Origin of the sequence: Pseudomonas sp. CF161, assembly GCF_000416215.1 — a bacterium.
Taxonomy (GTDB): Bacteria; Pseudomonadota; Gammaproteobacteria; order Pseudomonadales; family Pseudomonadaceae; genus Aquipseudomonas.
This window is the reverse complement of the sequence record NZ_ATLP01000074.1, coordinates 44709-61679: the sequence shown is the minus strand read 5'-3', so window position 1 is coordinate 61679 and position 16971 is coordinate 44709. Positions and strand designations below refer to the sequence as shown.

The following is a 16971-nucleotide window of genomic DNA, read 5'->3' as shown; positions in this document are numbered from 1 at the left end:
GTTCACTATAGATGGCCGCATCAGTCAGGTACGGCGCTTAGCGCACTGTAAGGTTTTGCCAACAGGGTATGCCGAAATGGCCCAGCAGTTCTGCGGTTTCGCAAACAGGCAGGCCCACCACGGCGGAATAACTGCCATTGAGCCCGGCGACAAACACCGCCGCAAGCCCCTGGATCGCATAGCCGCCGGCTTTGTCCTGGGGCTCGCCACTGTGCCAGTAGGCCGTGGCTTCATCGCCGCCAATCTCCCGAAAGCACACCAGGCTGCGCACTACCCGCGACTCGCAGCGCTGGCCATCGAGCACGGCAATGGCGGTCAGCACTTCATGTTCACGCCCCGACAGGGCCAGGAGCATGGATTGCGCATCGGCCTGATCCACGGGCTTGCCAAGAATCCGCCCATCGAGCACCACCGCCGTATCGGCCCCCAGCACGCAGGCCGGCGCCTGGGATTCGCTGCTGGTGATCAGGCCGCGCCCGGCCTCGGCCTTGCCCCGCGCCAGGCGCTCGACATAGGCCGCAGGGGCTTCATTGGGCAGAGGGGTTTCGTCGATATCCGCGCTGATGGCGGTAAAGGGCACGCCGATCTGCGTGAGCAATTCACGGCGACGCGGCGAGCCAGAGGCGAGGTAAAGCGGATTCATCAAGACATCTCCCTGTCGAGGTGCGGGTCAATGCCTGACCGAATTAATTGATTTTGAAGCGTCGGCGCAACCCGCGAAGACCGAAGCTGACCCACGGCCAGAGCAACGCGCTGATCAGGGCCGGCAGCAACACGGCAAGGGTTTCGCGATTGCCGGTCAGGGCGCTGAGCCACAGCTGGAGCAACTGCGCGAGCCCGAAGATCACCAGCACCACCAGGCTTTGCTGCCACATCGGGAACATCCGCACCCGCTGCTGCAACGACAGCACCAGGAAGGTGATCAGAGTCAGGATCAGCGCGTTGTGCCCGAGGAAGGTTCCGTCGAGCACGTCCTGGGCAATCCCCAGGCACCAGGCAGTGACCATCCCCACCCGCTGCGGCAGCTCCAAGGCCCAGAAGGCCAGCAGCAACGCCATAAACAACGGGCGCAGGATTTCAAAATGCGGAAACGGCACGATGCCAAGCAGCAACGCGATAAAGAAGGTCAGCCAGATGATCCAGCCATTCTGGGATTGCGCACTGGCCATTATTCTCGCGCCCGGGTGGTGGTTGCAGGTGGTTTGGCGGCAGCCGGCCTGGCCGGCGCTGCATGGGCAGGCGGTTTGGCAGGTGTCGCGGCAGCCGGGGTTGCGGCGGCAGGCGCAACCGCTGGGGCTGCCGCCGGTGCCGGCGTTACGGCAGGTTTGACCGGGGCGTCAGCAACGCCGCCAGGCTGATGCAGGGCCTCTTCGGCCTTGGCCGCGTCATTGGCACGCTCTTCAGGGGTACGGCTGTCACTGAACACCAGCAGCAGGTAGCGACTGCGGTTGAGGGCAGCGGTCGGGACCGCACGGACAATGGCAAACGGCTGGCCGGAGTCATGAATGACTTCCTTGACCGTGGCCACCGGGTAGCCCGCCGGGAAACGCTGGCCCAGGCCGGAGCTGACCAGCAGGTCGCCTTCCTTGATGTCGGCGGTATCGGCCACGTGGCGCAGTTCCAGGCGCTCCGGGTTGCCGGTGCCGCTGGCGATGGCACGCAGGCCGTTACGGTTGACCTGCACCGGAATACTGTGGGTGGTGTCGGTCAGCAACAGCACGCGAGAGGTGTAGGGCATCAACTCGACCACCTGGCCCATCAGGCCACGGGCATCGAGCACCGGCTGGCCGAGGACCACACCGTCGCGCTCACCTTTATTGATGATGATGCGATGGGTGAACGGGTTGGGATCGATGCCGATCAATTCGGCCACTTCGACCTTCTCATTGACCAGCGCCGAGGAGTTGAGCAACTCGCGCAGCCGAACGTTCTGCTCGGTCAGGGCGGCAAGCTTCTGCATGCGCCCCTGCAACAGCAGGTTTTCGGTCTTGAGTTTTTCGTTGTCGGCGGCGAGTTCGGTACGGCTGCCCAGCTGGCTGGACACGAACTGCCAGAACCGATCAGGCAGATCGGTGACCGTATACGCTTCCATCAGCACATACATCTGGCTGCGCACAGGCTTGAGCAGGGTAAAGCGGGCATCGACCACCATCAGCGCGACCGATAACACGACCAGCACCAACAAGCGTACGCCCAGTGAGGGGCCCTTGGCGAAAAGCGGTTTAATAAGCCGCTCCTCCCAGGCAAATGTTCTCTTTATTCATACGGCATCAAACCGGCCTGGATGCAGATTGACAGAAGATAAACGCCAACAGGCAGCACTGCAAAGTGCTACCTGCGAGCGGAACAGCATAGATGCATCCGGCGAAGTTATTCGCTGGAGAGCAGGTCCATGGTGTGTTTGTCCATCATTTCCAATGCACGGCCACCGCCGCGAGCAACACAGGTCAGCGGGTCTTCGGCAACGATCACCGGCAGGCCGGTTTCCTGTGCCAGCAGCTTGTCGAGGTCACGCAACAGGGCGCCACCACCGGTCAGCACCAGGCCACGCTCGGCGATATCCGAAGCCAGTTCCGGAGGCGATTGCTCCAGGGCGCTTTTCACTGCCTGAACGATGGTGGCCAGGGACTCTTGCAGAGCTTCCAGCACTTCATTGGAGTTCAGGGTGAAGGCACGTGGTACGCCTTCGGCCAGGTTGCGGCCGCGAACGTCGACTTCACGGACTTCGCCGCCCGGGTAGGCGGTACCGATTTCCTGCTTGATGCGCTCGGCGGTGGATTCGCCGATCAGGCTGCCGTAGTTGCGACGCACGTAAGTGATGATGGCTTCGTCGAAACGGTCGCCGCCCACACGTACGGATTCGGCGTAGACCACACCGTTCAGGGAGATCAGCGCGATTTCAGTGGTACCGCCACCGATATCCACGACCATCGAACCGCGAGCTTCTTCAACCGGCAGGCCGGCACCGATCGCAGCGGCCATTGGCTCTTCGATCAGGAACACTTCACGGGCACCGGCACCAAGGGCCGATTCACGGATGGCACGACGCTCAACCTGGGTGGACTTGCATGGAACGCAGATCAGCACACGAGGGCTAGGCTGCAGAAAGCTGTTTTCGTGAACCTTGTTGATAAAATATTGCAGCATCTTTTCGCAGACACTGAAGTCGGCGATAACGCCGTCTTTCATCGGACGAATGGCAGCAATGTTGCCCGGTGTACGGCCCAGCATGCGCTTGGCCTCGGTGCCGACGGCAACGACACTTTTCTGATTACCGTGGGTCCGAATGGCCACAACCGATGGTTCATTCAGGACGATACCGCGCTCGCGCACGTAAATAAGGGTGTTGGCAGTGCCCAGGTCAATGGAAAGATCGCTGGAAAACATGCCACGCAGTTTCTTGAACATGGGAAAGGGACCCTAGGCAACGCGTGGGTAAAAAAGTGCGGCAAACTCTAACAACGACAGGGATTTTGGGCAAGGCGCCAATATGTTAAATTGGCCGCTTTTCTGTGCACCAACCCCCACAATCGCGGCCTTATGACCGTAGAAATGCGGTAGTGTTCCGACAATCTAACACACGGACGACCTCCGTTCTGTTTTCCACTGGAGAATCCCATGGCGCTTGAACGCTCCGACGTGGAAAAAATCGCTCATCTGGCCTGTCTGGGCCTCAATGAAGCCGATCTTCCACACATCACCTCCGCCCTGAACAGCATTCTCGGGCTGGTGGATGAAATGCAGGCAGTCGATACCGACGGTATCGAACCCCTGGCCCACCCACTGGAAGCCAGCCAGCGCCTGCGCGCAGACGTTGTGACCGAGTCCAATCACCGCGAGGCTTATCAGTCCATCGCGCCAGCGGTCGAAAACGGCCTGTATCTGGTTCCGAAAGTCATCGACTAAAGGGAAAGAGCCTGCAATGCATCACATGACTCTGGCCGAGATCGCCCGCGGACTCGCCGATAAAAAGTTTTCTTCCGTAGAGCTGACCACGACCCTGCTGGCGCGCATCGCCCAGCTCGATCCGCAGCTCAACAGCTTCATCAGCCTCACCCAGGACCTGGCCCTGAGCCAGGCCAAGGCCGCCGACGCACGTCGCGCCAACGGTGAGAACGGCGCCCTGCTTGGCGCGCCGATCGCCCACAAAGACCTGTTCTGCACCCAGGGCATCCGCACCAGCTGCGGCTCGAAGATGCTCGACAACTTCAAGGCCCCCTACGACGCCACCGTGGTCGCCAAACTGGCCGCCGCCGGCACCGTGACCCTGGGCAAGACCAACATGGACGAATTCGCCATGGGTTCGGGCAACGAGTCGAGCTTCTACGGCCCGGCCAAAAACCCGTGGAACCTGGAATGCGTGCCGGGCGGCTCGTCCGGTGGTTCGGCCGCAGCAGTTGCCGCGCGCCTGCTGCCTGCAGCCACCGGCACCGATACCGGCGGCTCGATCCGCCAGCCCGCCGCACTGACCAACCTCACCGGGCTGAAACCGACCTACGGTCGCGTTTCGCGCTGGGGCATGATTGCCTACGCCTCAAGCCTCGATCAGGGCGGCCCGTTGGCGCGCACCGCCGAAGACTGCGCGATCCTGCTGCAGGGCATGGCCGGCTTCGACCCTAACGACTCCACCAGCATCGACGAACCGGTCCCGGACTACAGCGCCAGCCTCAACGGCTCGCTGCAGGGCCTGCGCATCGGCGTGCCCAAGGAATACTTCAGCGCCGGCCTCGACCCGCGCATCGCCGAGCTGATCCACACCAGCGTCAAGGAGCTGGAAAAGCTCGGCGCGGTGATCAAGGAAATCAGCCTGCCGAACATGCAGCACGCGATTCCCGCCTACTACGTGATCGCCCCGGCCGAGGCCTCCTCCAACCTCTCGCGTTTCGACGGCGTGCGCTTCGGCTACCGCTGCGAAAACCCGACCAAGCTTGAAGACCTGTACAAACGCTCCCGCGGCGAAGGTTTCGGCAGCGAAGTCCAACGCCGGATCATGGTCGGCGCCTACGCCCTGTCCGCCGGTTACTACGACGCCTACTACTTGAAGGCGCAGAAAATCCGCCGCCTGATCAAGAACGACTTCATGGCTGCCTTCAATGAAGTCGACATCATCCTCGGCCCGACCACGCCCAACCCGGCCTGGAAAATCGGCGCCAAGAGCAGCGACCCGGTCGCTGCGTACCTGGAAGACGTCTACACCATCACCGCCAACCTGGCCGGCCTGCCGGGCTTGTCCATGCCTGCCGGTTTCGTCGACGGCCTGCCGGTCGGCGTGCAGTTGCTCGCTCCTTATTTCCAGGAAGGTCGCCTGTTGAACGTTGCCCACCAGTATCAGCTCAACACTGACTGGCACACCCGCACCCCAACCGGCTTCTGAGGAGACACACATGCAATGGGAAGTCGTGATCGGGCTGGAGATTCATACCCAGCTCACCACTCAATCGAAGATTTTCTCCGGTAGCTCCACCGCCTTCGGTGCCGAGCCCAACACCCAGGCCAGCCTGGTCGACCTGGGCATGCCCGGCGTGCTGCCGGTGCTGAACCAGGAAGCGGTACGCATGGCGGTGATGTTCGGTCTGGCGGTCGACGCCGAGATCGGCCAGCACAACGTGTTCGCGCGTAAAAACTACTTCTACCCGGACCTGCCCAAGGGCTACCAGATCAGCCAGATGGAATTGCCGATCGTGGGCAAGGGCTTCCTGGATATTCCGCTGGAAGACGGCACGGTCAAACGCGTGGGCATCACCCGCGCGCACCTGGAAGAAGACGCCGGCAAAAGCCTGCACGAAGAGTTCAACGGTGCCACCGGCATCGACCTGAACCGTGCCGGCACGCCGTTGCTGGAAATCGTTTCCGAGCCGGACATGCGCAACGCCAAGGAAGCCGTGGCCTACGTCAAGTCGATCCACGCCCTGGTGCGCTACCTGGGTATCTGCGACGGCAACATGGCCGAAGGCTCCCTGCGTTGCGACTGCAACGTGTCGATCCGGCCCAAGGGCCAGGTCGAATTCGGCACCCGCTGCGAAATCAAGAACGTCAACTCGTTCCGCTTCATCGAGAAGGCGATCAACAGCGAAGTCCGGCGCCAGATCGAGCTGATCGAAGACGGTGGCAAGGTCATCCAGCAAACCCGCCTGTATGACCCGAACAAGGACGAAACCCGTCCGATGCGCAGCAAGGAAGAAGCCAACGACTACCGTTACTTCCCCGATCCGGACCTGTTGCCAGTGGTGATCGAAGACTCGTTCCTCGATGCCGTGCGCGCCACCCTGCCGGAACTGCCACCGCAAAAACGCGAGCGCTTCCAGGAGCAGTTCGGCCTGTCGGTCTACGATGCCAGCGTGCTGGCGTCGAGCCGTGAGCAGGCGGACTACTTCGAGAAGGTGGTGAAGATTGCCGGTGACGCCAAACTGGCCGCCAACTGGGTCATGGTCGAGTTGGGCAGCCTGTTGAACAAGCAGGGCCTGGAAATCGACGAGGCTCCGGTCTCGGCCGAGCAACTGGGCGGCATGCTGCTGCGGATCAAGGACAACACCATCTCCGGCAAGATTGCCAAGACCGTGTTTGAAGCCATGGCCAACGGCGAAGGCAGCGCTGACGACATCATCGACAAGCGTGGCCTCAAGCAAGTGACCGACAGCGGCGCCATCTCTGCCGTGCTCGACGAAATGCTCGCGGCCAACGCCGAGCAGGTCGAGCAGTACCGCGCGGCCGATGAAGCCAAGCGCGGCAAGATGTTCGGCTTCTTCGTCGGCCAGGCCATGAAAGCCTCCAAAGGCAAGGCCAACCCGCAACAGGTCAACGAGCTGCTGAAAAGCAAGCTTGAAGGCTGATAGCGGTGTATCGAGCGTGTGCCTGACCCCGGTCATGGCACACGCCCCTGTGGCGACGGAGCCTGCTCCCTCGCCACATTTATTATGCGAGCCCGGTTTATGAAGCGTCTGCTTGCTGCCTGTGCCCTGCTCTCCCTGCTTGCCGGCTGCGCCACCAGCCATGTCATCGACCCGCGCGGCTATGACGAAACCGGCACCGCCTCCTATTACGGTGCCCGCCACCATGGCAAGCGCACCGCCAGCGGCGAACCCTTCGACCAGCACGGCCTGAGCGCCGCCCATCGCGAGCTGCCCTTCGGCACTCGGGTGCAAGTCACCAATCTGAGCAACGACAAGACCGTGGTGGTGCGCATCAACGACCGCGGGCCCCACACCCGTGGCCGCCTGATCGACCTGTCCCGCGCCGCCGCCGAGCAACTGGGCATGCTGCGCAGCGGCACCGCGCGGGTGCGCGTGCAAGCCCTCAGCGACTGACCGACGGAGCCCTGACCATTTTCGGATTAGCCGATTTACCCCTGCTCAGCCTGGTGCAGCTTGTCAGCGGCCTGATCCTGCTGGTGGCCGGCGCCGAGCTGCTGGTCCGGGCCGCCGTGCGCCTGGCGGCGCGCCTGCATGTGCGGCCGCTGATCATCGGCCTGACCATTGTCGCCCTGGGCAGCAGCGCCCCGCAGATGGCAGTCAGCCTGCAGGCGACCCTGGCCGAAAACACCGATATCGCCGTGGGCAGCGTGATCGGCAGCAGCATCTTTAACATCCTGGTCACCCTCGGCCTGTCGGCCCTGATCATCCCGCTGCGGGTCTCGCGGCAACTGGTACGCCTGGATATCCCGCTGATGATCGGCGCCAGCCTGCTGGTGTTCGTCCTGGCCTACAACGAAGAGCTGACCCCGGTCGATGGCCTGATCCTGCTGGCCGCCCTGCTGCTGTACCTGGGCCTGCTGCTGCGCCAGTCGCGCCACAGCGCCCGCCCCCAGGCCGGCGTCGACCACACCGGCCAAGGCCTGCCCGCTGCCAGCAGCAACCCACCCTGGGTCAGCAGCCTGCTGTCGATGCTGCTGGGCCTGGGCCTGCTGGCGTTCGCCGGGCACCTGCTGTTGCAGGCGGCGGTGGAAGTGGCCTCCGACCTGGGCTTGTCCGAGCGCATCATCGGCCTGACCGTGATTGCGGTCGGCACCTCGCTGCCGGCGCTGGCCACCTCACTGATCGCCGCCTTGCGCGGGCAACGGGATATCGCCGTAGGCAACGTCATCGGCAGCAACCTGTTCAACCTGCTGGGGGTCCTGGGGTTCACCGCCCTGGTGGCACCGATGCCCCTGTCGGTCTCGCCCAACGCCCTGGATTTCGACCTGCCGGTGATGCTGGGTGTCGCCGTGCTGTGCCTGCCGGTGTTCTATTCCGGTTACCGGGTGACCCGGGCCGAGGGCTTGCTGTTTCTGGGCTTGTACCTGGCCTACGGGCTGCACGTGGTGTCCTTCACCACCGGCATGCCCCTGGCCGGCAAGCTGGAAAACCTGATGCTGTTTTTCGTCCTGCCGGCGCTGGTGGCTTTTTTGCTATTCAGCTCGCTGCGTGCCTGGCGCCGCCAACACAAGAAAGGAGAAGCACAATGACCGATCCAAAGAAGCCCGGTGTTGAAGTGCGGCGCCACGTCATGGGCGACGCATTCGTCGATCGCGCCCTGGGCAACGCCACCGACTTCACCCAGCCGCTGCAGGACTTCGTCAATGAACACGCCTGGGGCAGCGTCTGGAACCGCGAGGGCTTGCCGCTCAAGACCCGCAGCCTGATCACCCTGGCCGCGCTGACCGCGCTCAAGTGCCCGCAGGAGCTCAAGGGCCATGTGCGTGGCGCATTGAACAACGGTTGCAGCGTGGAAGAGATTCGCGAGGCACTGCTGCATTGCGCGGTGTATGCCGGGGTGCCGGCGGCGATCGATGCCTTCCGCGCAGCGCAGGAAGTGATCGACACCTACCAGAAGGCCGACTAAGGCCGCACCGGACTCGGCAACGGGCGGGTGATCAGCCCGTTGCCGGCGTCAGATCCAGCCGCCCCACTGCAACAGGAAGATCCCGATATTGGTGGTCACCGCCGCCATCAGCGTGGTGATGACAATGATCGCCGCCGCCAACTCATGGTTGCCATTGGCAGCGCGCGCCATGACAAAACTGGCGGCCGCCGTGGGGCTGCCGAAGTACAGAAACAGAATCCCCAGCTCCGCCCCGCGAAAACCGCACAACCAGGCGCCCAAGGTCGCCAGCACCGGCAACCCGACCATTTTCACCAGGCTCGAGCTCAGCGCCAGGTCGCCACTTTTGCGCAAGGCCGCCAGCGACAAGGTGCCGCCGATGCAGATCAGGGCCAGGGGCAGAGTCATCTGCGCCAGGTTCTGGCCGGAGCTTTCGAGCCAGCCCGGCAAGCTGATCTGCCAATAGGCAAAGGGCGCCGCCAACAGCACGCTGATGATCAGCGGGTTGCTGACCACGCTTTTGCAGATGCTCCACGGGTCGGACTTGATCACCGGGCTGTAGACCGCCAGGACGATGGTCGACAGGGTGTTGTAGAACAGAATCACCAGCGCCGCGAGCACCGCCCCCAGGGAGATCCCGTACGCGCCATACATGCTCGCCGCCAGGGCCAGGCCGATCACCCCGTTGTTGCCGCGAAACGCGCCCTGGGTGTAGATGCCGCGGTCTTCCCGCGGGCAACGCCAGATCGCCCAGCCCCAGGCACCGATAAAACTGAGCAGGGTGGCCACGGCGAAATAGATCAGCAGCCCGGGCTTGAGCGCCGAATGCAGGTCAGCATGGAGGATGCCCAGAAACAACAACGCCGGCATGGTGACGTTGAACACCAGGGCCGACGCGGTATGGATGAAATTGTCGTTGATCCAGCCCACGCGCTTGAGCAGTACGCCCAGAAACAACATCGCAAACACGGGGGCGGTGATGGTCAGCGTTTGAAGAAAAATAGCCAGCATGCGGGGTGAACCTTGAGCCCGTGGTCAGGGCGCCAATGATAAGCCAGTTTCCCGGCCCGGTCTCAGGCCCGGCGCCACCACCGGGCCAAAACCCTTCACCCCGGCAGGTGGATCAGGCCATTTGCGCAACACCCGCCTCGGGTTGCCGGGACCGCACGGCCAACACGACCACCACCATGCCCACCGCCGAGACCGCTGCGGCCAGGAAGAACGCCGAGTTGTAGCCGCCACCGTACTGGATCAGCAGGCCGGTCAGGGACGGTGCGGCGATACCCGCCAGGTTCGCCAGCAAATGCACGAAACCGCCGGTGCCGCCGACGCGGTTTTTCGGCACGATGTCCTGGATCAGCGCCCAGCAGATCTGCGGGGTCATGAACAGAAACACGCTGGACACGGTGATGCAGGCCACCGCCATCCCCAGTGACGCGACTTGGGTGGTCAGCAGCACACAGACCGCCGCCACACCCAGGCCCAGGGTCAGCACGATCTTGCGCGCCAGGATCACATTCCCCAGGCGCCGGCCCAGGCCATCGGCGAAGAAACCGCCGCCGAGAAAGCCCACCGCCGCGCCCAGCCACGGGATCACGCCGATGATGCTCATGCTCTTGATGTCCAGGTGCTGGTAATCCATCAGGTAGCTGGGCAGCCAGGTGAGGAAGAAATACAGCACGTAGTTGAAGCAGAAAAACGCCATGGCCACTGCCAGTACCGGCACCGAAAAGATGTAGTGGGTCAGGCTGCGACCCTCTTCGACGCTCTCGACAATGATGTTGGCGCGGCTCTGGCGAATCAGCTCGCGCTCGGCCTCGGACACTCGCGGATGCTGCTCGGGGGTGTCCTTGAAGAACTTCAGCCAGGCCAGCAGCCACAGGCCGCCCAGCACCGCGATCACCACGAAGGAAATCCGCCAGCCGAAATTCAACGCCACCAGGCCGACAATCGGCCCCGCCAGTGCCGCGCCCAGGGGTTGGCCACAGTTGGTGAAGCCGATCGCGCGGCCGGCTTCCTCGCGGGGGAACCAGTTGGTGATCGCCTTGTTGGTGGTGGTGCCCATCGGGCCTTCGCCCATGCCGAAAAAGATCCGGCAGATCAGCAACTGCACATACCCGGTGATCAGCGCCGTGAGGCCGCAAAACACCGACCAGCCGCCCGCGGCCCAGGCGAACACGCGCTTGGGCCCGAATTTATCCGCCGCATAGCCGCCGATAAAACAGAAGGCGCAGTAGCCGATAAAGAAGCTGCTGAAGATAAAACCCATTTGCGCGTCATTGATGTTCAGCTCGCCCTTGAGCAGCGGCGCCACCACCGACAACGCCGCGCGGTCGAGGTAGTTGAGCATCCCGGCGAAGAACAGCAGGCCGGCGATTTTCCAGCGGTATTTACCTAACATTTTTGTCGACCCTTATTGTTGTCAGGACAGCACTACAGATTCCACGGTGTAAGCCTTGAGCACCTCGGCGTCAGGCGCGAAGCCCAGCCCCGGCTGCTGCGGCAGGCTCATCTGCGGGGTGAACGCCAACTGCGGGTACAGCAGGCGCTCGAATTCGATAAAGGGCACCTCAAGGCTGATATCCGCCGGCAGCAGGCTGCACAGGTGCGCCACCGCCAACAGCCCGGGGCCGAAATAGAAGCAATGGGGCACGACCTTGACCTGGTAGCGCCGGGCCAGCTCGAAGACCTGGACCATGGCGCTGATGCCGCCGATCTTGGCCACGCTCGGTTGGGCGATATCCAGCGCGCCCTGCTCGAACATCGCCCGCAGGCCCTGGACCCCGGCGGCGTTTTCCCCGGCAGCGATGGGCACGCCGTGGCTGCGCACCTGGGCCAGGCCATGGGCGTCATCCGGCGGCCAGACCGGCTCTTCGAGCCAGGCCAACTGCAGCGCTCGCAACTGCCCGGCCATGTCGCTGGCCTGGCTCACGCTCCAGGGGCAATTGACGTCGACCATCAGCTCGCCCTCTTCCACCGGCAACGCCTCACGGGCAGCGGCGATGGCGGCGTAGGTGGTTTCATGCAACTTGATCTTGCGAAACCCCTGGCCACGCGCACGGCGTACCTGGCGCGCCACTTCCTCGGGGTCGTTGCCGTAGCTGACCAGGCTCGCGTACAGCTCCAGGGGCCGGTCCCGGCCGCCGAGCAGTTGGTATAGCGGCTGGCCGGCGCGCTGTGCGGCCAGGTCCCAGAGCGCGATGTCCATTGCCGACAGGGCGTAGGTCACCGGCCCGCTGCTGCCAAAGCCATGCAGGGCGCGCCTGGCGGCTTCCAGGGTGTCCTGGAAATCCGCCACGTTGCTGCCGAGAAACTGCGGCGCCACCAGCTCGGTCAGGGCCTTGAAGGTCACCGGGTTGCTGCCGTGACCGAAGGCTTCGCCCCAGCCCACCAGGCCGCTGTCGGTGCTGACCTTGAGCATCAGGCTTTCCATGCGCCGATGGCGGGTCGAGGCGGCGTTGAAGGCGTCATCGTCCTGGACCGGCCCGCTGTTACTGCGCTGGGTCGCGCCGGTGCTGAAGGGAATACTCAGCCGAATGACTTCGATGCTGGCGATTTTCACTGCCATGCACTCCTGCTTTTATTGTTGTGGGTGACAAGAACCGGGGTCGCGGCGGGTATCCGGCACCCGCCGCGACCGGCCATCGGCCTCAGGTAATAGGTGCGGGGTTGAACAAGGTGATGTCGTTGTGCAGCTTGTGCTGCTCGGCCCAGGTCTGCTTCTTGCCGCTGGCCACGTCCAGGTAGAAGTGGAACAGCTCCCAGCCCAGCTCTTCAATACTGGCGCGGCCGGTGGCGATGCGCCCGGCGTCGATGTCGATCAGGTCCGGCCAGCGCTGGGCCAGCTCGGTGCGGGTCGAGACCTTGACCACCGGCGCCATCGCCAAGCCGTACGGCGTACCGCGCCCGGTGGTGAACACGTGCAGGTTCATCCCGGCAGCCAACTGCAAGGTGCCGCAGACAAAATCGCTGGCCGGCGTCGCGCAGAAGATCAGGCCCTTGCGGCTGAAACGCTCGCCCGGGCCCAGCACGCCATTGATCGCGCTGCTGCCGGACTTGACGATGGAGCCCAGGGATTTTTCAACGATGTTCGACAAGCCGCCCTTCTTGTTGCCCGGCGTGGTGTTGGCGCTGCGATCCGCCTCACCCTTGGCCAGGTAACGGTCGTACCAGTCCATCTCGCGCACCAGCTCACGGGCCACGGTTTCGGACTCGGCGCGCGAGGTCAGCAGGTAGATGGCGTCCCGGACTTCGGTGACTTCGGAAAACATCACCGTTGCCCCCGCCCGCAGCAGCAGGTCCGAGGCGTAGCCCAGGGCCGGGTTGGCGGTGATCCCGGAAAACGCGTCACTGCCGCCGCACTGCATGCCCAGGATCAATTCGGAAGCCGGCACCGTTTCCCGACGCCGCTGATCGAGCTTCTTCAGCCGCGTTTCGGCCAGCTCCATGATCTGCTCGATCATCTCGGTGAAGCCGTGGCTGGAGTCCTGCAGGCGATACAGCCAGGGCTCGCTGAGGTCCACCGAACTGTCGTTTTCATGCATCACCTGGCCGGCCTGCAACTTCTCGCAGCCCAGGCTGATGACCAGCGCTTCGCCCCCCAGGTTGGGGTTGCGCGCCAGGTTGCGCACGGTACGGATCGGGATATAGGCATCGGTGGCGGTAATGGCGACGCCGCAGCCGTAGCTGTGGGTCAGGGCCACCACATCATCGACATGGGGGTACTTGGGCAGCAGCTCTTCGCGGATGCGCTTGACCGCATGGTCCAGGACCCCGGTCACGCACTGCACGGTGGTGGTGATCCCCAGGATATTGCGCGTGCCGACCGTGCCGTCGGCGTTGCGATAACCCTCGAAGGTGAACCCTTCCAGCGCAGCCTGGGCCGGCGGCACCTCGGTGGACAGCGGCAGGCTGTCCAGGGGCGGCGCAGTCGGCATGCGCAGCTGGTCTTCCTTGACCCAACTGCCGCGGGGGATGGGCTGCAAGGCATAACCGATGGTCTGGCCATAGCGAATCACCTGGCCGCCTTCGGGGATATCCACCAGCGTCACCTTGTGGCTCTGCGGCACAAAATCCACGGTCACCAGGCCATCGGCAAACTCGGTGCCGGCCGGCACGCCCTGGTCGTTGACCACAATCACAACGTTGTCCAGCTCGTGCAGGCGGATGTAGCGCGGCGAGTCTGAATGTTCAATCAACTGCATGACGCCGCCCCTTCAGGAATGTGCGTGGGAAAGTTTGTTCAACTCGGGGCCGTCGCTTGGCGGCTCCTTGAGCACCACTCGTTTGATCGGGCCAACGATCACCAGGTAGCTGAACACCGCCACCAGCGCGTTGCAGCCGACAAACACCAGGGCCCACTTGAACGAACCGGTGGAACTGATGATGTAGCCAATCACGATCGGCGTGGTAATCGAGGCGATATTGCCGAACATATTGAACAGTCCGCCACTCAGGCCGGCGATCTGTTTTGGCGAGGTGTCCGACACCACTGCCCAACCCAGGGCGCCCACGCCCTTGCCGAAGAATGCCAGGGCCATGAAGCCGACCACCATCCATTCGATGTCCACGTAGTTGCAGGCCACGATGCTGCTGGAGACCAGCAGGCCGGCAATGATCGGCGCCTTGCGCGCGAACGTCAGCGAATGGCCCTTGCGCAGTAGGTAATCGGAGATCACCCCGCCCAGCACGCCACCGATAAAACCGCAGATGGCCGGCAGGGAGGCGATGAAACCCGCCTTGAGGATCGTCATGCCGCGCTCCTGCACCAGGTACACCGGGAACCAGGTCAGGAAGAAGTAGGTGATGCCGTTGATGCAGTACTGGCCCAGGTACACCCCGAGCATCATGCGGTTGGTCAGCAACTGGCGCACGTAGTCCCATTTCGGGCCATCGGTGCGTTTGCCTGCAACCTTGTCCTGGTCCATGTCGACCATGCCGCCGTTGTCGGCGATGTGCTTGAACTCGGCCTCGTTGATCATCGGGTGCTGGCGCGGGCTGTGGATAATTTTCAGCCAGATCAGCGAAAACACGATGCCGATCCCGCCCATCACGATAAACACGTGCTGCCAACCAAAGCTGTAGACGATCCAGCCCATCAAGGGCGCGAACAGCACCGTGGCGAAATACTGCGCCGAGTTGAAGATCGCCGACGCCGTACCGCGTTCGGCGGTGGGAAACCAGGCGGCAACAATCCGCGCATTGCCGGGGAAGGATGGCGCTTCGGCCAGGCCCACCAGAAAGCGCAGCATAAACAGCGCGACCACGGCGGTGGAAACCCCGAACTCACCGACATAGCCTTGCAGCACGGTGAACAGCGACCAGGTGAAAATGCTCAGGGCATAGACTTTTTTCGAGCCGAAACGATCGAGCAGCCAGCCACCGGGAATTTGCCCGGCCACATAGGCCCAACCGAATGCAGAGAAGATATAGCCCAGGGTGACGGCGTCGATACCCAGGTCTTTTTGCAGGCTGGAGCCCGCGATGGCGATAGTGGCACGGTCGGCGTAATTGATCGTGGTCACCAGAAACAACATGAGCAGGATCAAATAGCGGACGTGAGTCGGCTTGGTCGCTTGCATTTGGATGTACTCCCACTACTTATTTTTATGCGGGTAATCACGTTGTGCTGCAGGCGCCGACGAAGCGGCCCCTGCAGATCCAGCCTTTACGATCCGATGTAAGCCGTCTTGACCACGGTGTAGAACTCCTGCGCGTAGCGACCTTGCTCGCGGGAACCGTAGGACGAACCTTTGCGACCACCGAACGGCACGTGGTAGTCGACGCCGGCGGTCGGCAGGTTGACCATCACCATCCCCGCCTGGGAGTGGCGCTTGAAGTGATTGGCATACTTCAGCGAGGTGGTGGCGATGCCTGCCGACAAACCGAATTCGGTGTCGTTGGCCATGGCCAGCGCCGCCTCGTAGTCCGCGACACGCACCACGTTGGCCACCGGGCCGAAGATCTCTTCGCGGCTGATGCGCATCGAGGCTTCACTGTCGGCAAACAGGGTCGGGGCCAGGAAGTAGCCTTCGGTGTCGCAGGTCACCAGCGCGCCACCGCTGACCAGCCGTGCACCTTCGGACTGGCCGATATCGATGTACTTCAGGTCCTGCTCCAGTTGCGACTGGGACACCACCGGGCCGATATCGGTGCCGGCTTTCAGGGCATGGCCAACCTTGATCGACTGCATGCGCTCGGCCATCGCGGCAACGAACTTATCGTGAATGCCCGCGGTGACAATCAGTCGACTCGACGCCGTGCAGCGCTGGCCGGTGGAATAGAACGCGCTCTGCACCGCCAGCTCCACCGCCTGCTTGAGGTCGGCGTCGTCGAGGATGATCTGCGGGTTCTTGCCGCCCATCTCCAGCTGCACCTTGGCCTGGCGCGCCACGCAGTTGACGGCGATCTGCCGCCCCACGCCGACCGAGCCGGTAAAGCTGATGCCGTCGACTTTCGGGCTGTTGACGATGGCATCGCCCACCAGGCGGCCGCTGCCCATCACCAGGTTGAACACGCCAGCCGGGAAGCCGGCGCGGGAAATGATTTCCGCCAGGGCCCAGGCGCAACCCGGCACCAGGTCGGCAGGCTTGAGCACCACGCAGTTGCCGTAGGCCAGGGCCGGGGCGATCTTCCAGGCCGGGATCGCGATCGGGAAGTTCCACGGGGTGATCAGGCCTACCACGCCCAGGGCTTCGCGGGTCACTTCGACGTTGACGCCCGGGCGCACCGACGGCAGGTAATCGCCCGACAGGCGCAGGCACTCACCGGCGAAGAACTTGAAAATGTTACCGGCACGCGCCACTTCACCGATGGCTTCGGGCAGGGTCTTGCCCTCTTCCCGGGCCAGCAGGGTGCCGAGTTCTTCACGGCGGGCGAGGATCTCGCTGCCGACTTTGTCCAGCGCGTCGCTGCGCGCCTGGATGCCCGAGGTCGACCAGGCCGGGAACGCTGCACGCGCAGCGTCAATGGCGGCATGCACCTGGGCCAGGTCAGCCTTGGCGTACTCGCCGATCACCTCGGACAGGTCCGACGGGTTGATATTGGTGGAGTAGTCGGCGCCGGCAACCCATTGGCCACCGATGTAGTTATCGAATCGTTTTGCCTCTGCCACGAAATCACTCCTCACACAAAATTCTGTACGTAAAAGGCCGCTGATTACTCAGCGGCCCCGGA

The 16971-nt window shown here is 63.3% G+C and carries 16 protein-coding genes; 6 read left to right on the top strand and 10 right to left on the bottom strand.

The window, feature by feature from the left end:
- Positions 1-37 precede the first annotated feature (37 nt).
- The 4 genes from CF161_RS13410 to mreB form a co-directional block, all read right to left on the bottom strand.
- Positions 38-643 (bottom strand): nucleoside triphosphate pyrophosphatase, encoded by a 606-nt coding sequence (locus CF161_RS13410; RefSeq protein WP_020297126.1) that lies wholly within the window; start codon positions 641-643, stop codon positions 38-40.
- 43 nt (positions 644-686) lie between these two features.
- On the bottom strand, positions 687-1169 hold the full coding sequence (mreD, locus tag CF161_RS13405) for a rod shape-determining protein MreD (protein WP_020297125.1): 483 nt from the start codon (positions 1167-1169) through the stop codon (positions 687-689).
- Complete coding sequence (gene mreC, locus CF161_RS13400) at positions 1169-2227, bottom strand: rod shape-determining protein MreC (protein ID WP_084471717.1); 1059 nt, start codon at positions 2225-2227, stop codon at positions 1169-1171. The genes mreD and mreC overlap by 1 nt, the downstream gene beginning before the upstream one ends.
- 143 nt (positions 2228-2370) lie before the next feature.
- The gene (mreB, locus tag CF161_RS13395) at positions 2371-3408 is read right to left on the bottom strand and encodes a rod shape-determining protein MreB (protein WP_002555108.1); all 1038 of its coding nucleotides are present in this window, start codon (positions 3406-3408) and stop codon (positions 2371-2373) included.
- A gap of 210 nt (positions 3409-3618) precedes the next feature.
- Between mreB and gatC the strand changes: the two genes are divergently transcribed.
- The 6 genes from gatC to CF161_RS13365 all read left to right on the top strand — a co-directional run bounded on the left by gatC (position 3619) and on the right by CF161_RS13365 (position 8817).
- Positions 3619-3906, top strand: coding sequence for an Asp-tRNA(Asn)/Glu-tRNA(Gln) amidotransferase subunit GatC (gatC, locus tag CF161_RS13390; RefSeq protein ID WP_020297123.1), 288 nt, complete (start codon positions 3619-3621; stop codon positions 3904-3906).
- 16 nt (positions 3907-3922) lie between these two features.
- Positions 3923-5374 carry an Asp-tRNA(Asn)/Glu-tRNA(Gln) amidotransferase subunit GatA gene (gene gatA, locus CF161_RS13385; RefSeq protein ID WP_020297122.1) on the top strand — a complete coding sequence of 484 codons (1452 nt, stop codon included), beginning with the start codon at positions 3923-3925 and terminating at the stop codon, positions 5372-5374.
- 10 nt (positions 5375-5384) lie between these two features.
- A complete protein-coding gene (gene gatB / locus CF161_RS13380) occupies positions 5385-6830 on the top strand; it encodes an Asp-tRNA(Asn)/Glu-tRNA(Gln) amidotransferase subunit GatB (protein ID WP_020297121.1) in 1446 nt (481 codons plus the stop codon).
- 99 nt (positions 6831-6929) lie between these two features.
- The gene (locus CF161_RS13375) at positions 6930-7304 is read left to right on the top strand and encodes a septal ring lytic transglycosylase RlpA family protein (RefSeq protein ID WP_020297120.1); all 375 of its coding nucleotides are present in this window, start codon (positions 6930-6932) and stop codon (positions 7302-7304) included.
- A 50-nt stretch (positions 7305-7354) separates the two neighbouring features.
- Entirely contained in the window at positions 7355-8440 is a 1086-nt protein-coding gene (locus tag CF161_RS13370; RefSeq protein WP_043229365.1) for a calcium/sodium antiporter, read from the top strand.
- On the top strand, positions 8437-8817 hold the full coding sequence (locus CF161_RS13365; RefSeq protein WP_020297118.1) for a carboxymuconolactone decarboxylase family protein: 381 nt from the start codon (positions 8437-8439) through the stop codon (positions 8815-8817). Before CF161_RS13370 ends, CF161_RS13365 begins: the two co-directional genes overlap by 4 nt.
- Positions 8818-8865: 48 nt before the next feature.
- Here the strand turns inward: CF161_RS13365 and CF161_RS13360 are convergent, their stop codons facing one another.
- The 6 genes from CF161_RS13360 to CF161_RS13335 form a co-directional block, all read right to left on the bottom strand.
- A complete protein-coding gene (locus tag CF161_RS13360; protein WP_020297117.1) occupies positions 8866-9807 on the bottom strand; it encodes an AEC family transporter in 942 nt (313 codons plus the stop codon).
- 112 nt (positions 9808-9919) lie between these two features.
- Complete coding sequence (locus tag CF161_RS13355; RefSeq protein ID WP_020297116.1) at positions 9920-11197, bottom strand: MFS transporter; 1278 nt, start codon at positions 11195-11197, stop codon at positions 9920-9922.
- 21 nt (positions 11198-11218) lie between these two features.
- The gene (locus CF161_RS13350; protein WP_256206370.1) at positions 11219-12364 is read right to left on the bottom strand and encodes a mandelate racemase/muconate lactonizing enzyme family protein; all 1146 of its coding nucleotides are present in this window, start codon (positions 12362-12364) and stop codon (positions 11219-11221) included.
- An 82-nt stretch (positions 12365-12446) separates the two neighbouring features.
- Positions 12447-14000: a galactarate dehydratase gene (garD, locus tag CF161_RS13345; protein WP_020297114.1), complete on the bottom strand. Its 1554-nt coding sequence runs from the start codon at positions 13998-14000 to the stop codon at positions 12447-12449.
- 12 nt (positions 14001-14012) lie between these two features.
- Positions 14013-15377 (bottom strand): MFS transporter, encoded by a 1365-nt coding sequence (locus tag CF161_RS13340; RefSeq protein ID WP_020297113.1) that lies wholly within the window; start codon positions 15375-15377, stop codon positions 14013-14015.
- Between the two features lie 86 nt (positions 15378-15463).
- Positions 15464-16909 carry an aldehyde dehydrogenase family protein gene (locus tag CF161_RS13335; RefSeq protein ID WP_020297112.1) on the bottom strand — a complete coding sequence of 482 codons (1446 nt, stop codon included), beginning with the start codon at positions 16907-16909 and terminating at the stop codon, positions 15464-15466.
- Positions 16910-16971: the final 62 nt, after the last annotated feature.